Source organism: Pseudomonas sp. GW822-FHT02G04, assembly GCF_058802085.1.
Map to the genome: position 1 here is coordinate 73,291 of NZ_JBXANU010000009.1, position 25,534 is coordinate 98,824.

At 59.9% G+C, this 25,534-nt stretch carries 24 protein-coding genes; 7 read left to right on the top strand and 17 right to left on the bottom strand.

Annotated elements, in window-relative coordinates:
• Window positions 1–16 precede the first annotated feature (16 nt).
• Window positions 17–496: a hypothetical protein gene (locus tag AC1RO5_RS14130; RefSeq protein ID WP_493175629.1), complete on the top strand. Its 480-nt coding sequence runs from the start codon at window positions 17–19 to the stop codon at window positions 494–496.
• A 12-nt stretch (window positions 497–508) separates the two neighbouring features.
• Complete coding sequence (locus AC1RO5_RS14135) at window positions 509–751, top strand: hypothetical protein (protein ID WP_493175631.1); 243 nt, start codon at window positions 509–511, stop codon at window positions 749–751.
• Window positions 752–832: 81 nt separating this feature from the next.
• Here AC1RO5_RS14135 and AC1RO5_RS14140 read toward each other — a convergent pair whose 3' ends face one another.
• Window positions 833–1,105, bottom strand: a complete 273-nt coding sequence (locus AC1RO5_RS14140) for a hypothetical protein (RefSeq protein ID WP_493175633.1) — start codon at window positions 1,103–1,105, stop codon at window positions 833–835.
• Window positions 1,106–1,323: 218 nt separating this feature from the next.
• Window positions 1,324–1,725, bottom strand: coding sequence for a GFA family protein (locus AC1RO5_RS14145; RefSeq protein ID WP_493175635.1), 402 nt, complete (start codon window positions 1,723–1,725; stop codon window positions 1,324–1,326).
• 183 nt (window positions 1,726–1,908) lie between these two features.
• Here AC1RO5_RS14145 and AC1RO5_RS14150 point away from each other — a divergent pair, with 183 nt between their 5' ends.
• Window positions 1,909–3,012 (top strand): MATE family efflux transporter, encoded by a 1,104-nt coding sequence (locus AC1RO5_RS14150; RefSeq protein ID WP_493175637.1) that lies wholly within the window; start codon window positions 1,909–1,911, stop codon window positions 3,010–3,012.
• Between the two features lie 8 nt (window positions 3,013–3,020).
• Here AC1RO5_RS14150 and AC1RO5_RS14155 read toward each other — a convergent pair whose 3' ends face one another.
• From AC1RO5_RS14155 to AC1RO5_RS14185, 7 genes are all read right to left on the bottom strand, one after another.
• The gene (locus AC1RO5_RS14155) at window positions 3,021–3,770 is read right to left on the bottom strand and encodes an SDR family oxidoreductase (protein ID WP_493175638.1); all 750 of its coding nucleotides are present in this window, start codon (window positions 3,768–3,770) and stop codon (window positions 3,021–3,023) included.
• A gap of 191 nt (window positions 3,771–3,961) precedes the next feature.
• Window positions 3,962–4,897, bottom strand: coding sequence for an SdiA-regulated domain-containing protein (locus AC1RO5_RS14160; RefSeq protein ID WP_493175640.1), 936 nt, complete (start codon window positions 4,895–4,897; stop codon window positions 3,962–3,964).
• Window positions 4,897–6,414, bottom strand: a complete 1,518-nt coding sequence (locus tag AC1RO5_RS14165; RefSeq protein ID WP_493175642.1) for an ArnT family glycosyltransferase — start codon at window positions 6,412–6,414, stop codon at window positions 4,897–4,899. The genes AC1RO5_RS14160 and AC1RO5_RS14165 overlap by 1 nt, the downstream gene beginning before the upstream one ends.
• Window positions 6,415–6,417: 3 nt before the next feature.
• Window positions 6,418–6,696, bottom strand: coding sequence for a lipid-A-disaccharide synthase N-terminal domain-containing protein (locus AC1RO5_RS14170; protein ID WP_018928220.1), 279 nt, complete (start codon window positions 6,694–6,696; stop codon window positions 6,418–6,420).
• The gene (locus AC1RO5_RS14175; RefSeq protein WP_493175643.1) at window positions 6,693–7,433 is read right to left on the bottom strand and encodes a glycosyltransferase family 2 protein; all 741 of its coding nucleotides are present in this window, start codon (window positions 7,431–7,433) and stop codon (window positions 6,693–6,695) included. Before AC1RO5_RS14175 ends, AC1RO5_RS14170 begins: the two co-directional genes overlap by 4 nt.
• A 46-nt stretch (window positions 7,434–7,479) precedes the next feature.
• Window positions 7,480–8,457 (bottom strand): NAD-dependent epimerase, encoded by a 978-nt coding sequence (locus AC1RO5_RS14180; RefSeq protein WP_493175645.1) that lies wholly within the window; start codon window positions 8,455–8,457, stop codon window positions 7,480–7,482.
• A gap of 279 nt (window positions 8,458–8,736) precedes the next feature.
• Entirely contained in the window at window positions 8,737–9,525 is a 789-nt protein-coding gene (locus AC1RO5_RS14185) for an alpha/beta hydrolase (protein ID WP_493175647.1), read from the bottom strand.
• A gap of 263 nt (window positions 9,526–9,788) precedes the next feature.
• Between AC1RO5_RS14185 and AC1RO5_RS14190 the strand changes: the two genes are divergently transcribed.
• On the top strand, window positions 9,789–10,607 hold the full coding sequence (locus AC1RO5_RS14190) for an aldo/keto reductase (RefSeq protein ID WP_493175649.1): 819 nt from the start codon (window positions 9,789–9,791) through the stop codon (window positions 10,605–10,607).
• 3 nt (window positions 10,608–10,610) lie between these two features.
• Here the strand turns inward: AC1RO5_RS14190 and AC1RO5_RS14195 are convergent, their stop codons facing one another.
• From AC1RO5_RS14195 to AC1RO5_RS14230, 8 genes are all read right to left on the bottom strand, one after another.
• Window positions 10,611–12,425 carry a DAHL domain-containing protein gene (locus AC1RO5_RS14195; RefSeq protein ID WP_493175651.1) on the bottom strand — a complete coding sequence of 605 codons (1,815 nt, stop codon included), beginning with the start codon at window positions 12,423–12,425 and terminating at the stop codon, window positions 10,611–10,613.
• 179 nt (window positions 12,426–12,604) lie between these two features.
• A complete protein-coding gene (gene ftsH / locus AC1RO5_RS14200) occupies window positions 12,605–14,431 on the bottom strand; it encodes an ATP-dependent zinc metalloprotease FtsH (RefSeq protein WP_493175653.1) in 1,827 nt (608 codons plus the stop codon).
• A 94-nt stretch (window positions 14,432–14,525) separates the two neighbouring features.
• Window positions 14,526–16,916, bottom strand: a complete 2,391-nt coding sequence (locus AC1RO5_RS14205; RefSeq protein WP_493175655.1) for a serine hydrolase — start codon at window positions 16,914–16,916, stop codon at window positions 14,526–14,528.
• Window positions 16,868–18,139, bottom strand: a complete 1,272-nt coding sequence (locus tag AC1RO5_RS14210; RefSeq protein ID WP_493175656.1) for a putative glycoside hydrolase — start codon at window positions 18,137–18,139, stop codon at window positions 16,868–16,870. Before AC1RO5_RS14210 ends, AC1RO5_RS14205 begins: the two co-directional genes overlap by 49 nt.
• Window positions 18,136–19,017 carry a polysaccharide deacetylase family protein gene (locus tag AC1RO5_RS14215; RefSeq protein WP_493175658.1) on the bottom strand — a complete coding sequence of 294 codons (882 nt, stop codon included), beginning with the start codon at window positions 19,015–19,017 and terminating at the stop codon, window positions 18,136–18,138. The genes AC1RO5_RS14210 and AC1RO5_RS14215 overlap by 4 nt, the downstream gene beginning before the upstream one ends.
• A gap of 214 nt (window positions 19,018–19,231) precedes the next feature.
• Window positions 19,232–20,599, bottom strand: a complete 1,368-nt coding sequence (locus AC1RO5_RS14220) for an erythromycin esterase family protein (protein ID WP_493175660.1) — start codon at window positions 20,597–20,599, stop codon at window positions 19,232–19,234.
• Window positions 20,600–20,773: 174 nt separating this feature from the next.
• The gene (locus AC1RO5_RS14225; protein ID WP_026345838.1) at window positions 20,774–21,319 is read right to left on the bottom strand and encodes an Hsp20/alpha crystallin family protein; all 546 of its coding nucleotides are present in this window, start codon (window positions 21,317–21,319) and stop codon (window positions 20,774–20,776) included.
• Between the two features lie 142 nt (window positions 21,320–21,461).
• On the bottom strand, window positions 21,462–22,358 hold the full coding sequence (locus AC1RO5_RS14230) for a DMT family transporter (RefSeq protein ID WP_493175662.1): 897 nt from the start codon (window positions 22,356–22,358) through the stop codon (window positions 21,462–21,464).
• Window positions 22,359–22,448: 90 nt separating this feature from the next.
• Between AC1RO5_RS14230 and AC1RO5_RS14235 the strand changes: the two genes are divergently transcribed.
• The 3 genes from AC1RO5_RS14235 to AC1RO5_RS14245 all read left to right on the top strand — a co-directional run bounded on the left by AC1RO5_RS14235 (window position 22,449) and on the right by AC1RO5_RS14245 (window position 25,320).
• A complete protein-coding gene (locus AC1RO5_RS14235) occupies window positions 22,449–23,780 on the top strand; it encodes an aminotransferase-like domain-containing protein (RefSeq protein WP_493175664.1) in 1,332 nt (443 codons plus the stop codon).
• Window positions 23,781–23,962: 182 nt separating this feature from the next.
• Window positions 23,963–24,532: a YceI family protein gene (locus AC1RO5_RS14240; protein WP_493175666.1), complete on the top strand. Its 570-nt coding sequence runs from the start codon at window positions 23,963–23,965 to the stop codon at window positions 24,530–24,532.
• 77 nt (window positions 24,533–24,609) lie between these two features.
• Entirely contained in the window at window positions 24,610–25,320 is a 711-nt protein-coding gene (locus AC1RO5_RS14245) for a GNAT family N-acetyltransferase (RefSeq protein WP_493175668.1), read from the top strand.
• The last annotated feature ends 214 nt before the right edge of the window (window positions 25,321–25,534 follow it).

Consider the following 25,534-nt stretch of genomic DNA (forward strand, 5'->3'; position numbering starts at 1 on the left):
CGAAAGGATGCGCGGGATGAAGTTCGAAGGGACTTTCCAATACATGGGCACTCACGGGATCGTCTTCAACGTCTCGCAGATCACCCTCACCGACAGCGAACGCGGACGCCTGCGCGAGTTGCATTTTGGCGAAGCGAAAAGCGCCCACTATGAGGTCAACAGCAAGGTCGTCGAGGTGTACGACAAGATGCAGGCCAAGAGCTTGCCGTGCGTGATGATGATCGGTATCTCCAAACCGCTGACCCGGCAACAGGGCGATGCCCTCAATGCCCAACGCACCAAGATCGCCAACCTTGCAGCCACGGCCTTCGCTGCCGCCACCACCGCCGTGGCCTCCTCTTACGTGGGTATTCCTGTAGGGACCGGTGTGCGCATGTATGCCAATGAAATCCTGCCCACCTACCATGCTGGCGACGTACTGGTCAGCATAGAGGCGCAGGTCAACGGCGGTATCGGCCCGCAACGCACCCTCTCGACACTGATCATCAAGACCTGACTGGAGACACACATGTCCGAAATTACCCAACTGGTCATTGCCCTGGTGCTGTTCTTTCTGTTCGATCGGTTTCTCAAGCCGTATCTGCTACGCAAGTGGCTAGGGGTGGTGCTGGTGGCGGCAGGTGCGGTCGGCTGCGTTGCTGCAAGCCAGATCCGCTTGTTGGGGTTTGATCTGGGGTTGCTGTCGGTTTTTGCCGTGGCGATAGGGATGGGATTGTTCATGAAGCGGCGGCGGTTCGAGCAGATTGGTTAAAGGTCAGGTGTCTGGTGGCGGCTGATGCATCACGATTTGCGGGCACAAAAAAACGGGCGCCAGTCAGGCGCCCGTTTTCATTTACTCCGCTGCTTGCGCCCGCAAGCGTCTACCGATCACATCCATCAAATCACAGCCGTCGCGCAGGGGAATGGCCAGCAGTTTGGCAAAATCCGACAGCACCACCGTGTCGCAACCGATCTCGGCGCGGAAGGCGATGTTTTCCAGCACCTGCGTGACCGTGCGGACGCGGTAGTCGGCCATGGCTTGCAGGACGTCGAGTGGGGCTTGGGTGTCGATGAGCAGGGAGGCCGGGATCAGGTCGATTCCGGTTAGGGGCATGTATCTATCCATAGGTGAAACTCCGAATCAGATTTAAAGGGACTGATCCGATCTGCAGGTCGCCAAACCTGGTCGCTTCGTGGGCGGCGGGGTGACTATAGGTTCTTCGCGCCAGTAGGGGGTAGGGGCGATTTCCGAGGTGGGTGTAGGACTTGTATGTAAAGCTGGCGTGATTAGTTTGGTTGAAAGTTGGAGTCCGGAGCATGCAGCGTCGAGTATCTGCTTAGCGCTCATTCGCACGGCGGATACGATTCGGGAAGCTCATACCATGGTGCCTTGGAGGCAACATGAATATGTTTCTGTTTCTGCGGTATGAAGGGAGTGTCCAGCGTGGCCAGAGCTACAGAAATCCAATCGGCGTACTCGCCTTGAATTCTTGACCAGAACAAGGTCGAGCCACAGTGCGCACAGAACTGGCGAAGCACAGATTCGGACGAAGGGTAGGACTTGATATCAGCTGCGCCGCTCGAGATCCGAAACTCACTGTGTAGAACACTGCCGTAAGTAGCGAATGCTGCCCCGTGGCTTTTCCGACACTGACCGCAATGGCAATGACTCACCGCTTTTGGCGGAACAAGCATCTCGTAGCTGACCGCTGCACAAAGGCAGCTTCCCTGGTAAACCTTCGTCACTGACTCGACCTTCCGTGAAAAATAGAAGCTTAACGAACACGCACTCATCCGTCGATCGTTCGCTTTCGGCCTAGCCCGGAAGCAGCCATTACACATCCAAATCCACAAAATAGGAGCGCGTTATTCCCAGTCCCCTAGCGTAGAATTTCCAAAATGCCAGCCCTCACCCGAGACGGACCCTCAATGCAAACCCCAGCCAAACCCCAACCCCCCCTCTGGCAAACCTACCTCCTATTCCTCGCCCCCATGGTCCTCTCCAACTTCCTCCAGTCCATGTCCGGCACCATCAACAGCATCTACATCGGCCAATTGCTCGGCACCCAGGCGTTAGCGGCGGTATCGGGCATGTTCCCCGTGGTGTTTTTCTTCATCGCTCTGGTTATCGGCCTCGGCGCCGGTGCAGGGGTGTTGATCGGCCAGGCTTGGGGCGCCCGTGAGCCACATCTGGTGAAGGCCATCGCCGGTTCGACGTTGCTGTTGGGGGCGATGATCGGGTTGGTGGCGGCGGTGTTGGGCAGTGTGTTTGCCCGGCCGGCGTTGCAGGGCTTGGGCACGCCGGGGGATGTGCTGGACGATGCGGTGGCGTATGCACATGTGATGATGTGGATCTTGCCGTCGCTGTTGGTGTTTGTGTTGTTCACGCAGTTGCTGCGTGGAGTGAGCGATACGGTGTCGCCGTTGTTGGCGCTGGTGGTGTTGTCGTTGTCGGAGTTGGTGATTCTGGCGCTGGTGAACCAGCACGGTTCCCAGGCGACGGCGGCGTACGGGGCGGTGACGCAGATCGTCAACTACGTGCAGTTCCCGGCGCTGTCGATTGCGATCACGGCGTCGATCCTTGGTGCGCAGGCGATCGGGGCAGGGCGCATTGAGCGCATGGGGGCGATTTTGCGTACCGGGTTGTTGATCAACGTGTGCCTGACCGGTGGCCTGGTGGTGTTGGGTTATCTGCTGTCGCACTGGTTGCTGGGGTTGTTCCTCACGGATGATTCCACCCGGGCAATGGCGGAGCACTTGTTGCACATCATGCTCTGGAGCCTGTTGGTGTTTGGTTTTCAGGCGATTGTCGGCGGCATCATGCGCGCCAGCGGCACGGTGTTGGTGCCGGTGGTGGTGTCGATCGTTTGCGTGGTCGGGATGCAGTTGCCGATGGCGTATTTGCTGGATGCGCACTTTGGACTGCAAGGGGTATGGATGGCGTTTCCGGTGGCGTATCTGGGCATGCTGATGCTGCAGACGCTGTATTACAAAATGGTCTGGCAGCATCAGAAGATCGAGCGGTTGGTCTAGGGGGCCCCTCAAGTATTGCTCTTGAGCCAGGTTTCGTAGCGTGTCGGCCCGACGATGGGGTGCTCGCCCGGCGTCAGTGAGTGGTCATCGATCGGCGCGCCGAAGTAGGGGACTGTGTCGTCCGGTTGGGCCTGGCGCGGGTCGTTGGTGTGTTGCAGAAACAAGCGCACGAACTCCACCAGCGGCCAGCGCTCAGGCCCGGCCACTTCCAGGGTGTTATTGCTCGGCGCTTGCACCGCGACTTTCGCCAACGCCGTCGCGACATCGAACGCGGCAATCGGTTGCAACGCGGCGGAGGTCAGGCGCACTGCGTCGCCATCCTGCACGCCTGAGTACGAAATGGCCCCGATGAACTCGAAGAACTGCGTGGCCCGCAGGATTGTGTAAGGAATGCCTGAGTCCTTGATGAGTGTTTCCTGGGCCATTTTTGCCCGGAAATAGCCGCTGTCGAGCATGCGCTCGGTGCCTACCACCGACAGCGCGACATGGTGTTTGACCCCGGCGGCTTTCTCGGCAGCGAGCAGGTTGCGCCCGGAGGTTTCGAAGAACTCGAGCACGGCAGCGTCTTCGAAGGAGGGCGAGTTGGCCACGTCGACCACCACGTCGGCGCCTTGCAAGGCGTTTTGCAGGCCCTCGCCGGTGAGGGTGTTGACGCCAGTGCTCGGTGATGCGGCCAGGGTTTCATGCCCCAGGTCTTGCAGGTTTTTGCAGAGCTGCCTGCCGATCAGCCCGGTACCGCCAATCACGACGATTTTCATGACGAGTCTCCCGATGCGTACGCAGTGGGGTGCGAGGTGTCAGCCCCGCTTGGACGTCGTGTTTCTGGACGGGATTGGGGGGCTGGCTTGGAATCCTGCAACCATTAAAGACCCGGAATGTCCTCAATGGCGCAGAGATTGGAAACTAGTCCGATAGATGGTCGGGGCCGGCCAAACCAGCACAAACCCCATTATTGCTTCTGCTGATTCTGCGCCACAGCAGCCTTTGATTTGCTGAACCGATAGAACAGGTTGGGCTCGCTCACAATGTAGAGCTCGCCGGAAGTGTCCATGGTCATGCCTTCGGCTTGCGGTATGGTTTTTTTCAGGTCATTCAGGCCGAGCAGAGAGCGGAAGCTGACGAAGTTGCCGTCCTGGTCCAGTTCGGTCAGGTTGCTGGACTGCTCGCTCAATAACAGCAAGTGGCCTGTCTGCGGGTCGTAGTAACCCTCGGAAAGATCCAGGCCGAAGACGCTACGGTCGATCCAGTGGGTCAAGTCCTTGATGCGGACCTGCAACGGGCTGCCAATGGACGCCAGCATGCCCGTGACCGTAAACAGCTGCCGCGGATCGCGTTCCTTGATCGCGAAGATACGATCATTGGCCGCATCATAGGTCACGCCTTCAAAGCCCTTGTTGTGTTCGCTCAGGTTGATCTCGATGGCAACAAACGGGGCGTTCTCGACATGGATCGGGCCAGGGCTGTCCGGCAAGGTGACGACGTACAGTCGCTGCAACTGTTCGTCGGCGATCACTACGCGTCCGTTGCCTATGTAAGCAAGACCTTCGGTGTCCTGGAAGCCGATCAGCGGATAACGTTCGAGCAGATCACCATTGCGGCTCATTGCCACAATCTGCATGGGCGCACCATTGGTGATACCCAGCAGACGATCGTGGTCCGGGTCATAGGCGATGCCGGACAAATTGGTGATGTCCGCTACGGGCTTGGCCTGGATCACGGCTTTATAGTCCGGTAGCCAGATATTTTTATCGGGCGCCTGATTGCCATGCCAGAGGTTTTGCCAGTACGCATACAGCTGCTGGTGGACCATGAAATGTGCGGAAACCGCGTAGGCGCCAAGCAGTACAACAATGAAAAATATTCCCAGCGTCCATCTCTTGCTCATTACTTGTCCTTGTCCCAGCTGAAGCGATAGACCTTTGCGGGTTGTCCGGGCTGGCATTTGCCGTTATCGGCATCGGCGCCGACGATCGACCACTGCGCACGAGACGTTTCGCCGAGCTCATGAGCGGCCTCGGGATTGAAACACTGGCTCAGCACTTCGTCCGGGACCAAGGCATAGGCATCACGGTGCTCGCGCAGCCACTGCGCCGCTAGTTCGACCGTGGAGTTGGTCATCCCGAAATGTACGATCGGCTGCCGGGCGAATAACCAGTGGCCCTCGCGCCAGTTGACCAACACCAGATCGGCGCCGTGAGTCATGGTCGCCGCCTGCGCCATGATCGCTTCATGGGGGTTCGGACCTTCCTTGATCGGCTCGATAAACCCGCGGGCGAACCACAGAACGAACCAGGCCACCACGATCGCCCGGAATACCCGCATAGCGCGTGGACGTTTACCGAACCAGCGCTTGAGCAGCCAGGGAATCAGCGGCGCCGCCACCAGCACCAAACCGGGCAACGCCGGATAGATGTACAGCTTGCGTTTGCCGGTGCTCAGGCAGAAAAACAGCACCACCAGCACGACCCAGCTCAACAACACCAGTACTCGACCGTCGTGCTTGCTCAGTTGCTTGCGCCAGGCCGGCACCAGCCACGGCAGGGTCAGCACCAACGGCAGCCAGTATTGCGGGATCACGTTGACGAAGAAGTACCAGAACGGTTCGCGATGGTCCCACGCGGCGGCATAGCGTCCCGCTGTCTGGCGCAACAGGATTTCTCGCGCATAGGCGATTTCATCCGCGGTGCCATTGAGCACGATGGACAGTGCCAGGGGCAGCAGCCAGATCGCGATGGCGCCGAGCGCCACCAAAAAGCCCAGGAACCACTTGCGCTTCTGGCCGGGCATGGCCACCACGCCGGACCAGTTTTTGCGCACGGCGTAGGCATACGGAATCAGCATCAAGGCCGGGACGAAGCCGACCCCTTTGGTGATTATGCCAATGCCCATGGCGGCGCAGCCCACGTAAAACCAGCGCCAGGCTGGCCCGAGCAGCAGGTGCCGCGCCAGTCCGTACAGGCCCAGGGAGGTGAACAGAATCAACAGGCTGTCGATCTGGCCGGTACGCAGGATGCTGTAAGTCTGGTACGTGGCCAGGTACAACAGCGCCGCTATTCGACCAATGCGCTGATTCCACAGCCGGCGGCCCAGGTCGTAGACCACGGCCGTGACCGTCGCCGCCGACAACATCCCCGGAATATACAGGGCGAGGGCGGGCAGGCCGGTGAGCCACGCGAAGAACGCTACCATCCACATGAAGACCGGCGGTTTATCGCCGTAGATCTCCGCAGCACGGTGTGGGATGAGCCACGAGCCGTTGTGCAGCATTTCCAGCGCTACGCCGAGGAAGCGTTCCTCGTCGACGTTTTGCGGTTGACGCAGCCCAAGGCCAGCGCCGATCAACAGCAAGGCAAGCAGCACCAGGCCCAGGCATTCAATGCCAGGCGACAGGGATTTACGCATGGCTCAGTCCTTCAGGTGTTTGGTGCGGGCAATCAATTGCAAATTGCGCAGATAGACGATGGAACCAAAGGCCTGGCCAGCGATGAACACCGGGTCTGCCCGGTAAATGGCATACGCCAGCAGCAGGGCGCTGCCGACAATGCTCAGGTACCAGAAACTCACCGGGATCACGCTGCGTTTTTTGTATTCGCTGTACAGCCACTGCAGGATGAAGCGACCGGTAAAGGCGATCTGGCCAGCAAAGCCGACCACCAGCCACAGGGTTTCGCGGGAGAGGTTCATCCTTCGATCTCCTGCGCGTTGGTGTTCAACCGCGTGCGTTTGATCAGCCACCACACGCCGAACAGGTCGAGAATCCCCACCAGGGCGCGGTCAATGTTGCCGTATTTGGACACCCCGGCGGTGCGCGGCCGGTGGTTGACCGGGTGGACGATCATTCGGCCGTTGTGACGCTGGATCAGCGCGGGAATGTACCGATGCATGTGGTCGAAGTACGGCAGGCGCAGAAACGCCGCGCGCTCGATCAGCTTCAGCCCGCAGCCGGTGTCCGGGGTCGAGTCATTGAGCAGGCGGCTGCGCAGCCCGTTGGCGAAGCGCGAAGCCCAGCGTTTGCTCGCGGTATCGCGGCGGTTGACCCGGTGCCCGGCCACCAGCTGAACGTCGACCAGATCCTTTTCACCACGCACCAGCGCCAACATCCCGGGGATGTCCGCAGGGTCGTTTTGACCGTCGCCATCAAGCGTGGCCAGCCATTGCCCCCGGGCGGCGATTGCCGCGTGGTAGAGCGAGGTGCTTTGCCCCAGCGAGCGCTCATGGCGCAGGATACGCAACGCGTCCAGGCCGTTGTTTTTCAACTGCCGCAGTTCATGCAAGGTGGAATCGGTGCTGCCATCGTCCACCACGATGATTTCGTAGGCCTCATCGGCCAATGCGACGCGGATTTCCTCAAGTAACGGTTTGAGGTTGTTCGCTTCGTTCTTTGCTGGAATCAGTACAGATACAAAAATGTCTTGGCTCATAGAGTCCCCCCTTGCTCCTTGGTCTTTTGTTTATCAAGGGCTCGATTCATATCTGATAGAAGTGGCGATACCACTTCACAAATTCTGCTACACCGGTCTCGACCGTCACTTGAGGACGGAAGTCGACCCACTCGGCCAGTGCCGAAATATCGGCCCAGGTCTTGATCACATCGCCTGCCTGTAGTGGCATGAAGTTGCGTTGGGCCTTGATGCCCAGCGCCGACTCCAGGCAGTCGACAAACTCCAGCAGTGGCACGGGTTGGCCACGGCCGATGTTGAAAATCCGGTTTACGCCAGCGCCCGGCTCGTTCGGCACCGGTGGCTTGGTGCGCAGGCGGGCGACGCTTTCAACGATGTCGTCGACATAGGTGAAGTCGCGCGACATCTGGCCATGGTTATAGATGTCGATCGGCAAGCCTTTGATGATCGCCTCGGTAAACTTGAACAGCGCCATGTCGGGGCGCCCCCAAGGTCCGTAAACGGTGAAAAAGCGCAGGCCGCTGGCTTTCAGGCCATAGAGATGGCAATAGCTGTGCGCCAGCAGTTCATTGGCGCGTTTGCTGGCGGCGTACAGCGAAATGGGATGATCGACGGCGTCTTCGACGCTGAACGGCATTTTGCTGTTGGTGCCGTACACCGAGCTGCTCGAGGCATAGATCAGATGCGCGGGGCGATGGTGCCGGCAAGCTTCCAGCACATTCAGAAAGCCCACCAGATTGGACTGCGCATAAACATCCGGGTTGTCCAGTGAATAGCGAACACCCGCCTGGGCGGCCAGGTGCACAACCTCGGTAAAAGCGTGAGTTTCGAACAGGGCCATCAAGGCCGGTTTGTCGACGATGTCCATGGCCTGGAAGCGAAAGCCCGGCAAGGATTCCAGCTCTTTGAGCCGCGCGTGTTTGAGTTCTACGCTGTAGTAGTCGTTGAGATTGTCGATACCGACCACTTCAAGGCCTTCGCGACACAAACGCTTGACGGTGTGATACCCGATGAAACCGGCGGCGCCAGTAACCAGAACCGTCATGAGGCCTGCGCCTGCGTACGACTGATTCCCATCCTGCGCAAAGGACGCCTTTGCATGACAACCCCCTGTAAGTGTTTGCTGATCAACGTATTTTTTTGAGTCGATACCACCGATGGCTCCATGCCACGCTCCGTTGTTCTGTTAAAGGTCTGCGCAATGCTCATCATGAGCCGCAGAACTCGCAGCCGTATACCATGCCAGTTGAATTGTAAAAAAAATGTTAAGTGTTCATTTCGATCTGATGCCCGCCTCCATATAGGCCTGCGGTTGTGATGGCCCTCACAACGCGGCACCCAGCATCTTAAGGTATTTAGGGCTCTCGGAGATCGTATTGTGGCCGGTTTCCGGTATGACCTGCAGCGAGGCCACACCCTTGGCGAAATGGGTGTAGAGCTGGTCTGTGCTTGCGCGCGGTATGACTTCGTCGTGTTCGGCCGCAACCAACAACGTCGGGACGGTGATGTGAGCGGCGTATTTCCAGGATTCGAACTTGTCCTGCAACAGCCATTTCACCGGGAACCAGGGAAACTGGCGGGCGGCGAGGTCTTCAAGGCTGTTGTAGGGCGTGATCAGGATCAGCTGCGAGGCCGGGCGTTGGCTGGCCAGACGCACGGCAACGCCCGAACCGAGGCTGCGCCCGATCACGGCGATATCGGGGTGGGTGTTGTAGACAAAGTCGAACAAGGTCATGGCATCACGCTGAATCGCCTCCTCGGAGGGCGACCCGGTACTGCCACCGTAGCCTCGATAATGAAGCAAATAGATCGCATGATCCGCAAACGCCTGCGAAAACCCGGGCAGGCTGCGGGAAACGTCCTCGGCATTGCCACCAAAGTAGATCAACGCCTTCGGCCCGTCGTGCGGCCTGACGGTTACCAGCACCTGCGCGTCGGCGACTGACAAGGCAAGAAGCGATTCGGGTGTGTCGATGGCGCGAGGTTGCGGATAGTAGATGAGGGCCCGTTGAAACACGAACAGCGCGGCGCAGAGCAGCAGGTATGCAACGGCAATGAAAGCGAAGAGAGACACCAGGGTTCGCGACATTCGGCTAAGTTTAGTGGACGACATGGACTGCTTCGGTCCTTGGGACAGCTATTGCTGGAGCATTGCCAGAGTGTAGCCCAGCAATTTCAGCTGTGCAGGAGAGTCGCCCATGCCCATGTGGGTGCGAGCACCTCTGTGGCGAGGGGGCTTGTCGGAACGCCGCATCGCCCCGTTGGGTCGCGAAGCGGCCCCAAAACCTGCAATCGCGGTACACCACATGCAACGGTTTTACGACTGCTACGCAGCCGAACGGGGGCAAGCCCCCTCGCCACACAGGAGGCAAGAACATGTTGACCCGAGCCATTCCTTCCAGCAACGAGCCGTTGCCCATCGTCGGCTTGGGCACTTATCGCGGTTTTGATGTCGCGCCTTCCGATGCCGCTTACAAACAACTGCACGCGGTGTTCAGTGCCTTGTTCGAGAAGGGTGGAAAGGTGATCGACAGTTCACCCATGTACGGTCGTGCCGAGCAGACGACCGGTGAGTTGCTGTCGATCCATCGGCCGCGCTCGCCGGCCTTCCTGGCCACCAAGGTCTGGACCCGTGGCCGCGAAGAAGGCATCGCGCAGATGGAGCACTCGTTCAAACTGTTGCAGACCGACCGGATCGACCTGATGCAGATTCACAACCTGCTGGACTGGAAAACCCATTTGCCGACCTTGCGTCAATGGAAGGCAGAAGGGCGCATCCGCTACATCGGCATCAGCCATTACACGGCGTCGGCCTACGACGAAGTGGAGGCGGTGTTGAAAGCCGAACCGATGGATTTTTTGCAGATCAACTATGCCCTGGACGACCGCGCTGTCGAGAAGCGAATCCTGCCGCTGTGTCGCGAGCGCGGTGTGGCGGTGATCTGCAATCGGCCCTTTGGCGGCGGTGGCTTGCTCGCACGCTTGAAAGGCAAACCGTTACCGGGATGGGCTGCGCAAGTGGGGATCAATAGCTGGGCGCAACTGGCGCTCAAGTTCCTGCTGGCTCATCCGGCGGTGACCTGCGTCATCCCCGGCACAGGCAACCCGCGCTGCATGGCGGAAAACGCCGGTGCAGGTGGAGGCCCGATGCTCACGGATGCGCAACGCCAACAACTGATTGCGCTGGTGGGTTGACGGCTACAGGCTTACGGCAGCAGGCAATACTTGCGCCGTCTCCAGCGGAATCTCCAGGGTAAAAACCGCTCCCTGGCCGGGTCCATCGCTATGGACGCGAAGGTGTCCGTTCATCTCCACCGCTGCGAGCGCGCAACTGTGCAGGCCAAAACCATGGCCTTCCTTGCGCGTGGTAAAGCCGTGATTGAAGATGCGGGCCATGTTCTCGGCAGCGATCCCTTCGCCCTGATCCTCTACGCTGAAGCGCAGCGTTGCGTTATCGATAATCCTGACGCCCAGCGTCATACGGCGCTCATGATCACTGACCCTGGACATCGCATACTTGGCATTGCTGATCAGGTTGATCAGGATCAGCAGCAGTCGATGTTTGTCGCCGATGATGGTCGGTGTGGCCTGGTAGTCTTTGATGACGGTGACATGGTGCCGACTCAAGGCGCCGGAATTCATGCGTAATGCATCTTCGAACAGATCGACGACATTCAACGGCTCGACCAGTCTGGCGGCGCCGGCATAGGCCTGTTGGGTGGCGACGATGTCCTTGATGTGATCGATGCTTTTGGTGAGTTGCGCCAGCTCGTCAACGATGCTCGATTGCTCGGCCGCGATGGAATCGACCAGTTGATTGAAGTAAAGGGGCAGCAGTTTGCCTTTTTCATCGTGCGTCATGAACTGCCCCAGGTCTTCGGCATGTTCATTGATCATTTTGACTGCTTTACCCAGGCCGAGGGTTTTGCTGGTCGACAATTTGCGGGTGATCAATTCCGCGGAGACGTTCACGCTGTTCAGTACATTACCGACGTTGTGCAGCACGTTGGTCGCGATCTCTGCCATACCGGCCATCCGTGCGGCGTTGATCAGTTCGCGCTCGGCTTCCAACAGTTCGCGGGTGCGCTCCTCGACGCGTTGCTCCAGTCGCTCGTTTGCCGTCTGCAATTGGTTGTTCATCTTGTTGATCAGCGCATAACTGCGAATCAGACGGGCGGCCAGGTACAGCAACAGCAGTGCCATGATGCTGGCGCAGATCCCCAGGTAAAGGTGGTATTGGCGATCTGTCGCGGCGGTGCGCCGTTGTGTCTCGTTCAATAACTCGTTGATGCTGTCCAGTTGCTGTGCGACCGGAATGACACTGATGCGATCAACCAGGTCATTGACGATGGGTTGCTCTCGAACAATGGCATTCACAGCGTCTACAAGGGCAGTGAAAGGCGGGCGCCGTTCAAGCGGCAGTTGATTGATGTATTCATCCAGATATTTCAGATGTCCGGAAATTTCCTCAGCCCTTTCGCTGGTGACATAGAGGGCGTATTCAAGGGTGTCCAGGGTCAGATCGAACACCACCGAGGCCGCCGCAGCATCCACCGACGAGCGTTTGTGGCTGGAATCTTCCATCAACACTCGAATGGCATCTTCCAGCTCAGGCAGGGCCTCGAATGATATTCGCAGGGCCGTGTTGTGCTGTTTGAATTGCTCAACCAACCGGGTTTTGCTTTCTACCGCATCCAGATAACCCTGGCGTCGAGATTGCCAAAGGGTCGAGAGCGGGCCGACCGCGTTGAGGCTATCGAGCTGTTCCCAGCGCTCTTCCGTTTCAGGAGGTGCCGCCAGCAGCAGGTTGTTGTTCATGCCGATTTTGGCCCGCAGGACCTTCACGTTCCAGTTGGCATCGTATTGTTTGAGTTGACGCACGAAGTCGCGCGATTCGAAGTAGGTCGATGTGTCGTACGAGTAGGACTTGATCAGCAAAAATATCAGTACGCTGAAGAGGGTCAGAGCAATGGCGGCCAAGGCAGACCATTTGTAATGATTAGAAATCTGCATGGCGGCATTCCTCCCTGATACAGGCTGTCCTGAGAAAGAGAGGCTGCCAACGGTCAATTAATTCCATTTTTTGCGCTCCCTGCAAAATGACGAGTCATCGCCACGTCATCCGTAAGCCTAGCGTTGTTGGTGGACGGTGCCGGAAAAAACACCGAACGGCTCACGATTGATCGGTGGCGTCAGGGGCGCGGTAATGCCGGAGTGGGCTTGAAGGGCATCAGCGGTGGAAACTCCTCGGGCGTGAGGGTTTCCTTTTCCAGCAACAGGCGGGCACCTTCGTCCAAGTCGGCCCGACGACTCTGGAGCAGCGCCTTGGCCCGTTGGTAGGCTTCATCGAGCAGGGCACGAATACCCAGGTCGATTTCCCGAGCGGTCTGTTCCGAATAATCCTTTTCGCCCATCGTGGCCATGCGATCTCCCAGGTACGTTGGGGTTTGCTTCTCCAGCACTGACTGTCCGAGCTCGGGGCTCATGCCGAAGCGGGTGATCAGTTGCCGGGCGATATCGGTCGCTCGGCCCAGATCGTCGGCGGCCCCGGTGGATATCTGGCCATAGACCAGGTCCTCGGCGGCGCGCCCGGCCATCAGCACGACAATCCGATCCTTGAGCGTCTGGCAACTGATCAGGAAATGATCCTCGGTCGGTCGCTGCAAGGTATAGCCCAGCGAGCCGATGGCGCGGGGCACAATCGACACTTTATGAACCGGGTCCATGGCCGGCAGGCTGCTGGCGGCCAGGGCATGCCCCATCTCGTGATAGGCCACCACCCGGCGTTCGTCGGGGTCGAGCAGGCTGCTTTTGCGTTCAAGCCCCGCGATAAGGCGTTCTACCGCGGCAGTGAAGTCGTTGAGGCTGATCGCTGCGGCGTCGCGCCGGGTGGCGACGATGGCCGCTTCGTTAATCAGGTTTGCCAGGTCGGCACCGGTGAAACCGGTGGTGATTTCGGCGATACGCGCGATATCGAGCCCTGGCTCCACGGTGACTTTCTGGAGATGAACAGTAAGGATTGCCAGTCGACCTTTGCGATCGGGGCGGTCGATCACAATCTGCCGGTCAAAGCGGCCGGCCCGTAGCAGCGCCGGGTCGAGGACTTCCGGCCGGTTGGTGGCGGCCAGCAATACCACGCCCTCACGGGGATCGAAGCCGTCCAGCTCGGCCAGTAACTGGTTGAGGGTCTGTTCTTTTTCATCATTGCCGCCTAACACGCCGACGCCACGCATCTTGCCCAGCGCGTCCAGTTCATCGATGAAGATGATGCAGGGCGCCGCCTGGCGTGCCTGTTCGAACAGGTCGCGGACCCGGGCCGCACCGACCCCGACGAACATTTCGACGAACTCGGACCCCGAAATCGAGAAAAACGGCACACCGGCTTCACCGGCGATGGCCTTGGCCACCAGGGTCTTGCCGGTGCCCGGCGGGCCGACCAGCAGGGTGCCTTTGGGGATGTGTGCGCCCAGGCGTGCGTATCGGGTCTTGTCCCTGAGGAACGAGACGATCTCCACCAGCTCGGCCTTGGCTTCGTCAATGCCCGCGACATCGGCGAAGGTCACCCCGGTGTCACGTTCGACAAAGATCCTGGCCCGCGACTTGCCGACATTCATCAACCCGCCAAGGCCTTGTTTGTCCGCCATCCCGCGAAACAGGAAATTCCAGAACACCATGATCATTATGAACGGCAACAACCAGCCCAACAGGCTGTTCATAAAGGTGTTTTCGTTGACCCCGGTAAAACCGACGCCCGATTGGGAGAGTTCGGTCGCCAGCGACGGATCGACCCGCACCGTAGAGAACCGGTCGCGTCCGTCGATGGGCTCCACCAATTTGCCGCTGATCCGGTCCTTGTCTATCTGCAAGTCACTGACTTTCTGCTCGTTCAACAATTGCATGAACTGGCTGTAGGGGAGGGGCTGCACAGCCTGGTGCTCGACAAAGAAAACCTGCATGAGGCCCATGACGATAAAAGCGATCGCCAAGTAGGACAGGTTCCACTGGTCGTTCTTTTTCATGGCCTTGGCTCAGAGTGGGAACGCGTATCGGTAAGACAACGGCCAACCCGTTTAATAAAGATAGCCTGCTTCAGCTTCTCCCTCGCGCAGAGGGTCAATACAGCAAGTTCTCCTGCCGTAGCCGCGCGAAGTGCGCAAGCGGCACCGCGTCGAGCGCCTGCGCCGCGTCAGGTGTCGCGCCGTCGTGAATCGCCTGCCACACGCTTTGCGAACCGATCGAATCACGGGTCGCCGCCAGGTCGAGTACGTGGGGATAGAGCGTGTGCAGGGTGGCGAGCAGGGCCAGCCCCAGGCTGGCTACAGGACGCTGCGCAGGCGTTGAGACGCGGGTGATGCTCACACCATGACAGAGCCGACCATGCCAGTTTGATTCGGTGGGGACGAAGTCGACCGGCTCGAAATGCGCGCCGACGTCAAACGCGTTCAGCGCGTTTGCGAGCCGGGTCGCGTCGATCCACGGCGCGCCGACCCACTCGAAGGGGTGCGGTGTGCCGCGCCCCACGCTCAGATTCGCGCCTTCGAGCAAACCGATGTCCGGGTACAGGTCCAGCTGGGATAGCGTGCGCAGGTTCGGCGAGAGCGGCACCCATCCCAACCCGGTGTCGGCAAAGGTCATCGTGCGCCGGTATCCCTGCATCGGCACAACACGCAGATCCGCACCAATGTGCTTGTTGCGGTTGAATAGACTCGCCAGCTCGCCGACTGTCATGCCGGGCTGTAGCGGTGCAGGGAAATAGCCGGTAAACGATTCGCGGCGACTGTCCATTACCGGCCCGCCGAAGCGCTGCGCGCCGAGCGGGTCGGGCCGGTCCAGTACGAACAGCACAATGCCTTGCGCCGCTGCGGCTTCGAGTGCGTAGCCGAGTGTCGTTTCATAGGTGAAGAAGCGCACGCCGGCATCCTGAATGTCGAAGATCAGCGCATCCAGCCCTTTGAGCGAACCGGCCGGGAAGCGCTTCGTTGCGCCATAGAGACTGTGCACGGTGAGGCCCGTCGCCGGATCGCGGGTGTCGCCGACCCGCTCGTCCACGTCGATGTTCAGCCCATGCTCCGGTGAGAACAATGCCGCCAGCCTGACACCTGGGGCGTGTGCGAGGACGTCGACGGTGCGTCGGCCTTTGGCGTCAAAACCACTGCGATTGGTGATCAAGCCCACGCGCAGGCCGGCGAGTGGGGCAAATTGCTGTGCCTCAAGCACGTCAATGCCTGTCTGCACCGGGCCCGTCGAGGAGGGCAGGCGATCGGCGGCACGCAGCGCCGGCAATGCCGAGGGCAGCAACCGGCCGATTTGCGCGCCGTTCGCAGGTGCTGCGCGACTTGCCATCAGTGCAAGCAATTGCGCACGAAGCGGGCGAGCGTCACCGCTGTCATCGGGATACACCCGGTTGCTCAGGATGACGATGAATTGGCGGGTCACCAGATCAATCCACAGCCCCGTGCCGGTGTATCCGGTATGGCCGATGACGCCAATCGGCGGCAGACGATCATGGTTCGGCACGAACGGTGCGGCCAGTTCCCAGCCGAGGCCGCGCCACGGCACGGTATCGAGCGGCGAAGCGGCGCTCGTGAGGGCGGCGATGCTCGCAGGCCGCAGGATTTGTCGGGTGCCGGCGCGCCCCTGGTTCAATACCATCTGTGCGAAACGCGCGAGATCGTCCGCCGTGGAAAACAGCCCGGCGTTGCCGGAGACACCGTCCATCCATTGCGCCGTCGGATCGTGTACGCGCCCCCGCAGCGTGCCTGCCTTGGTGGCGAGTGTCGGTGCGCTGCGTATCGCTCGCGGGGTATCCGGCAGAAAAACCGTGTCGCGCATGCCCAGCGGTCCGAAGATGTGAGCCTGGCAATAGACGTCGAGCGGGCTGTGGGTGATGCGTTCGACCAGCTCGCCGAGCACCACGAAATTCAGATCACTGTAAATGACTTGGGCACCCGGCGCGTTGCGCAGCTGCTGCGCCGCGATGGCACTCAACACACCTTTGCGGCCCGCACGGGGTGGCCGCCCAGACAAACCTGGCCGCAGCCCGGACGTGTGCGTAAGCAGGTCACGCACCTTCACCGCTTCTTTGCCGTGCGACCCAAAGGCAGGCCAATACCGTGCAGCGGGTGCGTCCAGGTTGATGCGGCCCGTTTCGGCCAGTTGCAGGATGGCCGTGGTCGTCGCGATGACCTTGGTCAGCGATGCCAGATCGAACTCGGTGTCCAGCGTCATCGGCTCGCGGGGGGGCGTCGTTGTGCGTTGTCCAAAGGCCTGGCGATAGAACACCTGCGTGGAATCACCGATCAGGACAACGGCCCCCGGAACGCGTCTGGCGGCGATCTGGCCTTCGACGATCTGTGCGGCTTGCAGGCGCGCCGGCGCATCGAGATTAGTGGCGCAGGCAATTTGCGCCGCCATCGCCAGGCCAAGCAGCATCGCCCAGCGCTTCAGCACGGCGATCAATGGTGTGGCAGATCGGCGGCTTCGTAGTGATTGCGTGGGTTCCATAACATCCATCCATCGGTGTCGGCGGCGTCGGCGGCGTTAACCTGCGCACTGATCGCGGCCTCGTCAAACGGGCGACGATCGAAGGCATAGTCGCGAAAGGCCTGCAACCAGGGACGAAAGCGCACGCCCGGCAGATGGGTGCGCTGCATCGCCTCTGCCAGGGTACGCCTGACAATCTGGCCGGGGTCGGCTGTCGGGTCGCTAAAGCCCGGCAACCCCCATGTGAAACCGGACGGGTACAACATCGGAGAAATGTAGTCGAGCTCCGCGCCCAGCAGTTCGATTTGCTGGCCGATCGCCGTATCGTCCTGATTCCAGCAGACGTAGCCGAAGATGTCCGCGGAGACGAATACATTGTAGGGGGCGAGCCGTGCGCGTGCGGCCTGCAGAAAACCGATGATCGCCGCGGTCCGGTTGGCGCGGTTGTTGGGGAGGGCAAAGCGTAGCCCGCTCTTGTCGGGAAAACGCACGTAGTCGAACTGGATCTCGTCGAAACCCATCTGCGCGGCCTCCTCGGCGACATCGAGATTGTGCTGCCAGACCTCGTGCGAAAACGGATCCATCCATTGCAGTTTTTCGAGATCCCGCCACGGCTGGCCGTCAGCGGTGTGCACGCTCCACTCTGGATGCGCGCTGGCGAAAGGATCGTCCTTGAACACCACGATGCGTGCGATCAGGTACGGGTGTTGCGCGCGCAGCTTGGCAAGCAGCGCCGGAAAGTCGCGCATCTGAGGTGCCCGTGTGGTCAGATGGGCCGCGGCGCCGATCGTTTCGCGCGCCACACTGCGATAGGGCGTCAGGCCACGGTCACCCTTGACGTCGATCACCAATGCATTGATTTCGGTGTTTTCACTAAGGCTGACAACGTTGTTGCGCAGGGTCGAATTGGTCACACCGAACACCGACAGATAGACCGCTTTGGGGCGAAACGGGGTCAGCGCGAGCGTCACGGGCGTTTCGTCGCTCACTTTGGCCTCGGTGCGCAAATACCCTGGGGCGCGGGCTGCGACACTCTCGACCGCCTCGGCCGTCTCGAACCGCCCGTTTTCGTCGGTACGCATCACGCCGGCCGAGGTCGTGATGATCGCGTCGGCAAGCGGTTTCTGCGTGTTCGAATCGAGCACGACACCGGTGACGGCCAGTGCGCCTCGCCCGGTCAGCAGGGCAGTGACGACGAGTAGCGCCGGGATCGCATAGCGCCTCAATGCGCGGATGAAGGTCATCGCAGGTTCCCCACTGCGGGTGTCGGCGGGGTGTTCGGCTCGCCGAGCAACTGCGCGAACGCGCGTACGCCGTAGGCATCACTCATCAGAAAACGCGGCAGGGCGAGTAGTCGCGCGTGCCGGTCGGCCTTGCGCGCGTCTAGTGTGAAGGCCACTGCGTAACCCTCGTCGCGGGCGAGTGCGATCAACTCGTCGTCATAGATACCGAACGGCCACGCGAGCATGTCGACCTGCTGTACACCGGTTTGCGACTCGATACGTTGACGTGATTTTTGCAGTTGGGTACGGACGAATTGCTGGAAATCCGCGGGCGTGCGGTGCCTGCGCTCGACGTTGAAATTGGGATGCCAGTACGTATGCGACTGGATGTCGAAGAGGCCGGTCTGTTTCAGGGTTCGCAACTGCTCCCAGGTCAGCGCATAGGACGCGTTGGAGATGGCCGATGGATAGATAAACAGGGTCACCGGAAAACGCTCGCGCAGGACGACGGGCAGCAGTTTGTCGTATACCGAACGATGCCCGTCGTCGACGGTGATCGCCACCGGCTTTGACGCCAACGTCGCATCAGGATCCCGCAGCCAGTCGACCACCTCACGCAGCGACACAATGTGATAGCCGTGCTCGTGCAGGAAGCGTAACTGGGTTTCGAAGGTGCTCATGCGTACGGTCATCGAGTCGTCCGCCGTGTCCGAGAAACGGTGGTAAACAAGGATCGTGACGCGTGGTTCGGCGCTCTGTGCGGCGCCGTCCGCGCTCCAGGCCAGTGCGCAGACGCATACCAGCATGACGCGGATCAGGCGCCGGAACGCGACGCTGCCACCGATACACGCCATGATCTTCCCGCACATGTCAGCGCTCTTGATAAAAATCAACAACAAGGAGACTTCAGGGAGGACCCTAGAGAAAGCTTATGCTGGATCCGGTAAGGACGCGAACATTTGCAGTATTCAGATGCCTTGCAGCGCTCCTGCGGTCTGGAGAGCTCAAGGCTGTGTGATACAAACCGACAGGTGTGATCGCGGCGCTGTGTAGCGAAGTCGATGCGGTGATCTGCCCGCTCACTCCCGAGTGGCTGATGTCGATCGGCACCTGTCATATGCCGAATGGAAAGGTTTCGTCTTCCGGTTCCAGCGCCTGGCTTTTCGGCAGGGGCAACGCTGTTACCGGTTGCGTCTGTTCAATCCAGACCATGGCGTCGAATTGTTCGGTCAGCACTGACTCAAAGTAGTGGCTGCTACGCTCGCTCGCGGGTCGATAGATCACACCGATGGCCCGCTCCAGCAGCGGTTTGGACAGGGCTCGGCGCAGCTCTTTTCGCTGTGGATCCCGCCAGTCGGTCAATGAAGCCGGGACGCCGGCGTTGAGGAACTGGCGCTCCCAACTGTCTGGCCGAGACGGCCGGATCTCCTTGATGAGCATCTCGCCATCCCAGTCATTGGCCGCGGCCACCTGGCCACGGTCGGTGCTCATGCCGATCAGAACGACATCGCGCCCATAGGCACTGCGGCACAGTTGACCGATATTGAACTGACCCTTCCAGCCCATTTCCGTGGCGGCCGCATTGCCGATATGGGAGTTGTGCGCCCACACCACGGCTTTGGCTTGAGGGCCGCGGTGTTCGAGCAACGCGCGTAACGTGTCGAACATGTGCCTGTCACGCAGGTTCCAGGAGGTCGTCGAACCTCGATAAATCGCTCGGTAATATTGTTCCGCCGCCTGGATGACCCGGGCGTTCTGCGTCGCATCGAAGAACGCCTCATCATCCTTGATGGCCCCGGCCAGTTGCTCGGCCAGCATGGCATTGAGCTGTTCGACTACCGCATGCTCGCAGGGCATTATGCCGTCGCGTTCGACAAAGTGGCCGTACAGTGCAGGATCATCCTGCCACGGGGTCAAGCAGCCATAGCGACGCCGCGCTTCGTGTGCCAGCGGCGGGTCGACACGGTCCAGGTAGCTCAGCACCTCGTGGATGGAATTGCGCAAACTGTAAACGTCCAGACCGCGAAACTCGACGCGATGTTCAGGCGCGTGTTTGTGGTTGTAACGATGCAGCCAATGGGTGAACGCTCTCACATCGGTGTTGCGCCACATCCAGGTCGGGAACCGGCTGAAAATGTGTCGTGCCCAGGCCGAGCGCGCCAGCCCCCGGGCATAACGGTCCACATGACCCGCGTCTGGCCAGTCTGCTTCAACGGCCACGATATTGAACCCGTGCTGCTCGATCAGCCGTTGGGTAATCGCTGCCCGGGTCCGATAGAAATCACTGGTGCCATGGCTGGCTTCACCGATCATCACCACGCGCGCATCCGCGTAGCGGTCGAACATTTCACCAAAGGCTTGTGAGTTCAGTGCCGGCAGGGGCTCGGCGTATTGACGCAGGAGCGGGACGATGGAGGCCTCGTCTATGTGGGTATGCGTGCCATACAGTTGGTTCAGCATGTTTTGGTAAGGTGTGTTCATGAACGTCATCCCCATAATGTCGGGTTAGTCGACGTGCAGTGCTGCGTAGTGTCATGTCGACGGCCAGGCGCCGCGCTGACTTGCACATTTTTGATCCGCTCCCTCTCAGAAAAAAGCCCCTTGCCGGTTTCCCGACAAGGGGCTTCTGGTTGCGTCAAGGGCGGTCTCGGCGAGTTAACGGGATTTGATGGGTACCCGTTTATCTGCGCTGATGGCTTCGGGCCTTTTTGGCAGCGAAATGCTCAACACACCTTTGTTGAAACTGGCTTCGATCTTGTCGGTGTCGACGCCTTTAGGCAGGCTGAATGCCCGCTGAAAGGAGCCATAGTGACGCTCCGAGAGGTGATAGCCTGTTCTTTTTTCTTCCTTGTCCTCTTTCTTTTCACCCTTGATGATCAGGTTGCCGTTGGACAGTGTGAGCTCGATATTATCCTGGTCCATGCCCGGCAGCTCTGCGGTTATTTCGAAGCTTTCATTTTTCTCGGTGATGTCCACGGCAGGCAGGCTTCGGCCGATAAAATCCCGGCTCCAGAACGGTTCGACATCGAACAGACCACGTCTGAAGGGCGTCAGCATAGAGCCACGATTGAAGTCTTCGAACAGGTGATCGACCTGTTGACGCAGTTTTTCCAGGGGCCGCCAAGGGTCTTGTACCGTCGGCTGCCGACTGGTTTTGTCTTCGTCGGTGTGTACCGGCAATTTTTTCGCGAAGTTGGCCATTTTCATTCCTCCTCTCCAGTACTGCGATGGACCGGTAACATCCCGGAGGCCGGTCCACCACGACAATTCAGTCCCTACATTAAAAGATTAGTCTTCCTGCGATCCCGAAGGCCGACCAACAGTCGGTTTCTGACCGAGCTGTCTATTTCGAGAATTTGCGTGCCCCGGCCACGCAAAGAATCACCGCGACGGTCACCCCCAGCATGCCAAGGCTGACCTGCTCATGCAGTAGCGTGGCCGCCAGTGCCAGGCCAAAAAACGGCTGCAGCAGCTGAAGCTGGCCGACGGCGGCGATTCCGCCCTGAGCCAGGCCGCGATACCAGAACACGAAGCCAATCAGCATGCTGAACAGCGAGACATAAGCCAGGCTCAACCACGCGGGCGGGGTGATTGCCGAGAGCGAAGACGGGGCCAGCAACCAGGTCAGCGGGACCATGACGGGCAGCGACAGCACCAAGGCCCAGGAAATCACCTGCCAGCCTCCCAGTGTCTTGGAAAGCTTCGCACCTTCGGCATAGCCCAACCCGCACGCCAGGATGGCCAGCAACATCAGAATGTCTCCCGCCGGAGAAGCCGTCAGGCCCTGGGAGACGGCAAACCCCACCACCAGCAGGCTGCCCAGCACCGAGAAAAACCAGAACACCGGCCGGGGCCGCTCGCCACCGCGCCAGACCCCGAACGCTGCGGTGGCGAGCGGCAACAGGCCAACGAAGACGATGGAGTGCGCAGACGTTACATATTGCAGCGCCAGTGCGGTCAACAGTGGAAACCCTAATACAACGCCCAGGGCCACGATTGCCAGGGAGAGCAGCTGATTCCTGGCTGGCCGTTTTTCCTTGAAGAGCACCAGCAAGCACAGCGCCAGAATGGCAGCGATACTGGCCCGGGCGACCGTCAGGAGGACCGGATCGAATTCCAGAACGGCCACCCGTGTCGCCGGCAGCGAGCCGCTGAAGATGAGCACGCCGATGAACCCGTTGAGCCATCCGCTCGCGGTCTTTTCCGTGGTGTGGTGTTGCAGGTTCGATGTACGTTCCATTCTGGAGCCCCTTGATGTTCAGGTTGCATGGGAGGCATCGTATGGATGAAACTCAATACAATCAAAATATTGTCATGGATACATCTGCTCATGCCTCGTTCCCGCTACAAATCACTGGTGGATACGTTTGCCGCGGATATTCGTTCAGGGCGCCTGTTGCCGGGCACGCGCCTGCCGACTCACCGCCAGTTGGCGACCACGGAAGGCCTGGCCCTGGTGACGGCAAGCCGGGTCTATGCGGAGTTGGAAGCCATGGGTCTGGTCAGCGGGGAGACGGGGCGGGGGACGTTCGTCAGGGAAACGTCGTGGTCGCCCAACCAGGCGATCGACCAACACAGCGTTGCCGCCGGCATGACCGACCTGAACTTCAACTATCCAGCGCTTCCCGGGCAGGCCGAATTGTTGCGCAATGCCCTGCGCCAACTCGCCTCTGCCGGCGATCTGGAAGCGTTGCTGCGCTATCAGCCACACGCCGGGCGCCCTCATGAACGCGCCGCTGTGGCGCGCCATTTACGCGTTCGCGGTCTGACGGTTGAGGCTGAACAAGTGCTGATCGTCACCGGCGCCCAGCAAGGGCTGGCGGTGACGATGATGGCGCTGTTGCAACCCGGTGACGTGATTGCAGCCGACGCATTGACCTACCCGGGATTCAAAGTCCTGGCCGACACACTGCACCTTGAAATCGTGCCCATTCCGGTGCTCGATCACGGGCCTGATCTGCAGGCGCTGGAAAGCCTGTGCCGCCATCGACGCGTGCGGGCCGTGTACACGATGCCGACCCTGCACAATCCGCTGGGCTGGGTGATGAGTGCCGAGCAACGCGAAAATCTGGTGACGATTGCGCGCGAGCATGGGCTGCTGATCATTGAAGACGCCGCTTACGCCTTCCTCGCGGAGAATCCCCCCGCACCGCTGGCGGCACTCGCCCCCGAGAGGACGATCTACGTGTCAGGGCTGTCCAAAAGCGTGGCCACCGGACTGCGCGTAGGTTTCGTCGCTGCCCCCCTGCAGAACGTGCCCGCGCTGGAGCGCACGATCAAGGCGACCACCTGGAATACCCCGGGGGTGATGACGGCAATTGCCACCACCTGGCTTGACGACGGCACCGTCATGCAACTGGAAGCCGAAAAGCGCCGGGATGCGCAGGCCAGGCAAATCGTGGCTGGCGAGGTACTGGCGGGGCTGCGCTGTATTCGCCACCCATCGTCGTATTTTCTTTGGCTGCCATTGTCGGAAGACGCACGGGCCGACCAGATCGCCATGGCGTTGATGCGGGAAAACGTGTCGGTTTCAACCGCAGAACCGTTTGCCACTTCGGCCAACGTTCCGCATGCGTTTCGTCTTGCGTTGGGCTCCGTGGAGATGGGCGCGCTGCGAGAGGCGCTGGAGAAAGTGAAGTGGATAGTTGGGGCTTATACATAGTCGGCCCCTACACACGAGTTCTTAAGTTGTAATGCGACTTGTAGCAGCAGCCGAGCTCGCGAGGCTGCATTCGGCTGCGCATTTGGCTGGAATAACCATCGATTATTTGCTTAAGTCCAGCTATCGCAGCCACACGGGTGCGGCACTTCAATCCCTGAAGGGCGCCCCACCCGGAGAATTCCATGCATCTTCGATTCCCGCGTTTAGCCGCATTGCTCGCGATCCTCACGATCGGCGCCTTGCCCTGCGCCCAAGCCGTCGAATACACCCGGGTCAACACCACCGCCAGCAAGATCTCCTTCACCTATAACCAATTCGGTTCGAGGGTGTACGGCACTTTCGGCAAATTCGACGCCACGCTCGATTTCGACACGGCAAATCCCACCGCGGCCCACGCCAGACTGACCATCGACCTTGCCAGCATCGACGCCGGCAGCAGCGATGCCAATACCGAGCTGCAAAAGCCTGCCTGGTTCAACACGGCGGACTATCCGGTGGCGACTTTTGAATCGACCCGGGTGAAAGCGCTGGGCAATCAACGCTACCTGATCACCGGCAAACTTAATCTCAGGGGCATGACGCGTGAGTTGCAGGTGAAGGTGCTGTTGAAGCCGGAGCAGGCCATCGGGATTTTCGATGGCAACATCATTCTCAAACGCAGCGACTTCAAGATCGGGGAGGGGGAGTGGGCCGATACGGTGGTCTCCAACGACATCGACATCCGTTTCCGCATCGTCGCGCCGCAGCGTTGATTTTCCTGCGAGGGGCTCGATCTGTGACAATGGTGGGGCTGATACTCAGTAAGCCTTGATCCGGAGTCAGAAACGCAATGCCCCAGCTCACCCACTTTGCCACTCCATGCCCGGAGCCCATCAACAGCCAGATTCTGCAGATGGTCGTCGACAACCTGACCGACATCAGCATGGTAGGCATCGCACCGAGCAACCCGTTGTACAACGTCTATCAATACACGGTGGGCTATGAAGTTCATTTGTACCTGGAAGCGCTCGGCGGCACCAAAGGCATTGCGGTCGAATTGATCGTCGCCACCGACGACGAAGACCCTGAGAAGGTCATCGGCTTTTTGCTTTACCTGCCGGTCAAGGACGATCCCGAGGCCTGCGGCGTGGCGTACATGGCGGTGCAGGCCAGCCATCGGCGGCGGGGCGTCGCGCGGACAATGCTGCAAGGCATGCTCGGCCGCTACCCGCATGCCGAGTTGACGTGCACCGTCGCGAAGGTGCCCTGGTTCGAGTCGATGGGCTTTCAAGTACTGGGCGTGCGCGGCACTCAGGTGCTGATGAACACCCGTGATCACGGCACCGAAGGCCTGATGGGCCTGTTGGATGTCACATCGATCTACAGTTCTTTGGAGGTGCGGCAGATACATACGTATCTGCTGCATAAACACGGCAAGCGGGCAATGATCGATGCAGAGAAGCAGCGCGACCGGCATCTGGACCAAATGACGCGCAACGCCAAGGCGTTTGTGCTGGATCGTTTGAGCAAGGACGCCGAGCACGGGCCTCGTCCCGTCTAGACTGTTGAGTCCTTTCGGGCGCGCAGGCTGGCCGAGGCGTGATATTCTGTCGCATTAACTTGGTTTGACTTATTCGGTTCGTACGTCCACAGACGTGCGACAGAATCAATGTCGCTCAAGTAGCTGAGCCAATAATGATAAGAAGTCAGTGCACGAGGGACATATAACTGAGGTCGATGGAGACACGTCGGCCTTGTGTGCCCACCTTCAAACT

Coding starts and splice junctions, on each gene's coding strand:
- AC1RO5_RS14225 (WP_026345838.1), bottom strand. CDS start 21,319: ATGGCCAACTTCGCGAAAAAATTGCCGGTACACACCGACGAAGACAAA.
- AC1RO5_RS14205 (WP_493175655.1), bottom strand. CDS start 16,916: ATGGAACCCACGCAATCACTACGAAGCCGCCGATCTGCCACACCATTG.
- AC1RO5_RS14220 (WP_493175660.1), bottom strand. CDS start 20,599: ATGAACACACCTTACCAAAACATGCTGAACCAACTGTATGGCACGCAT.
- AC1RO5_RS14135 (WP_493175631.1), top strand. CDS start 509: ATGTCCGAAATTACCCAACTGGTCATTGCCCTGGTGCTGTTCTTTCTG.
- ftsH (WP_493175653.1), bottom strand. CDS start 14,431: ATGAAAAAGAACGACCAGTGGAACCTGTCCTACTTGGCGATCGCTTTT.
- AC1RO5_RS14195 (WP_493175651.1), bottom strand. CDS start 12,425: ATGCAGATTTCTAATCATTACAAATGGTCTGCCTTGGCCGCCATTGCT.
- AC1RO5_RS14155 (WP_493175638.1), bottom strand. CDS start 3,770: ATGAAAATCGTCGTGATTGGCGGTACCGGGCTGATCGGCAGGCAGCTC.
- AC1RO5_RS14130 (WP_493175629.1), top strand. CDS start 17: ATGAAGTTCGAAGGGACTTTCCAATACATGGGCACTCACGGGATCGTC.
- AC1RO5_RS14150 (WP_493175637.1), top strand. CDS start 1,909: ATGCAAACCCCAGCCAAACCCCAACCCCCCCTCTGGCAAACCTACCTC.
- AC1RO5_RS14165 (WP_493175642.1), bottom strand. CDS start 6,414: ATGCGTAAATCCCTGTCGCCTGGCATTGAATGCCTGGGCCTGGTGCTG.
- AC1RO5_RS14235 (WP_493175664.1), top strand. CDS start 22,449: ATGCCTCGTTCCCGCTACAAATCACTGGTGGATACGTTTGCCGCGGAT.
- AC1RO5_RS14210 (WP_493175656.1), bottom strand. CDS start 18,139: ATGACCTTCATCCGCGCATTGAGGCGCTATGCGATCCCGGCGCTACTC.
- AC1RO5_RS14170 (WP_018928220.1), bottom strand. CDS start 6,696: ATGAACCTCTCCCGCGAAACCCTGTGGCTGGTGGTCGGCTTTGCTGGC.
- AC1RO5_RS14245 (WP_493175668.1), top strand. CDS start 24,610: ATGCCCCAGCTCACCCACTTTGCCACTCCATGCCCGGAGCCCATCAAC.
- AC1RO5_RS14230 (WP_493175662.1), bottom strand. CDS start 22,358: ATGGAACGTACATCGAACCTGCAACACCACACCACGGAAAAGACCGCG.
- AC1RO5_RS14140 (WP_493175633.1), bottom strand. CDS start 1,105: ATGGATAGATACATGCCCCTAACCGGAATCGACCTGATCCCGGCCTCC.
- AC1RO5_RS14185 (WP_493175647.1), bottom strand. CDS start 9,525: ATGTCGTCCACTAAACTTAGCCGAATGTCGCGAACCCTGGTGTCTCTC.
- AC1RO5_RS14190 (WP_493175649.1), top strand. CDS start 9,789: ATGTTGACCCGAGCCATTCCTTCCAGCAACGAGCCGTTGCCCATCGTC.
- AC1RO5_RS14240 (WP_493175666.1), top strand. CDS start 23,963: ATGCATCTTCGATTCCCGCGTTTAGCCGCATTGCTCGCGATCCTCACG.
- AC1RO5_RS14175 (WP_493175643.1), bottom strand. CDS start 7,433: ATGAGCCAAGACATTTTTGTATCTGTACTGATTCCAGCAAAGAACGAA.
- AC1RO5_RS14160 (WP_493175640.1), bottom strand. CDS start 4,897: ATGAGCAAGAGATGGACGCTGGGAATATTTTTCATTGTTGTACTGCTT.
- AC1RO5_RS14180 (WP_493175645.1), bottom strand. CDS start 8,457: ATGACGGTTCTGGTTACTGGCGCCGCCGGTTTCATCGGGTATCACACC.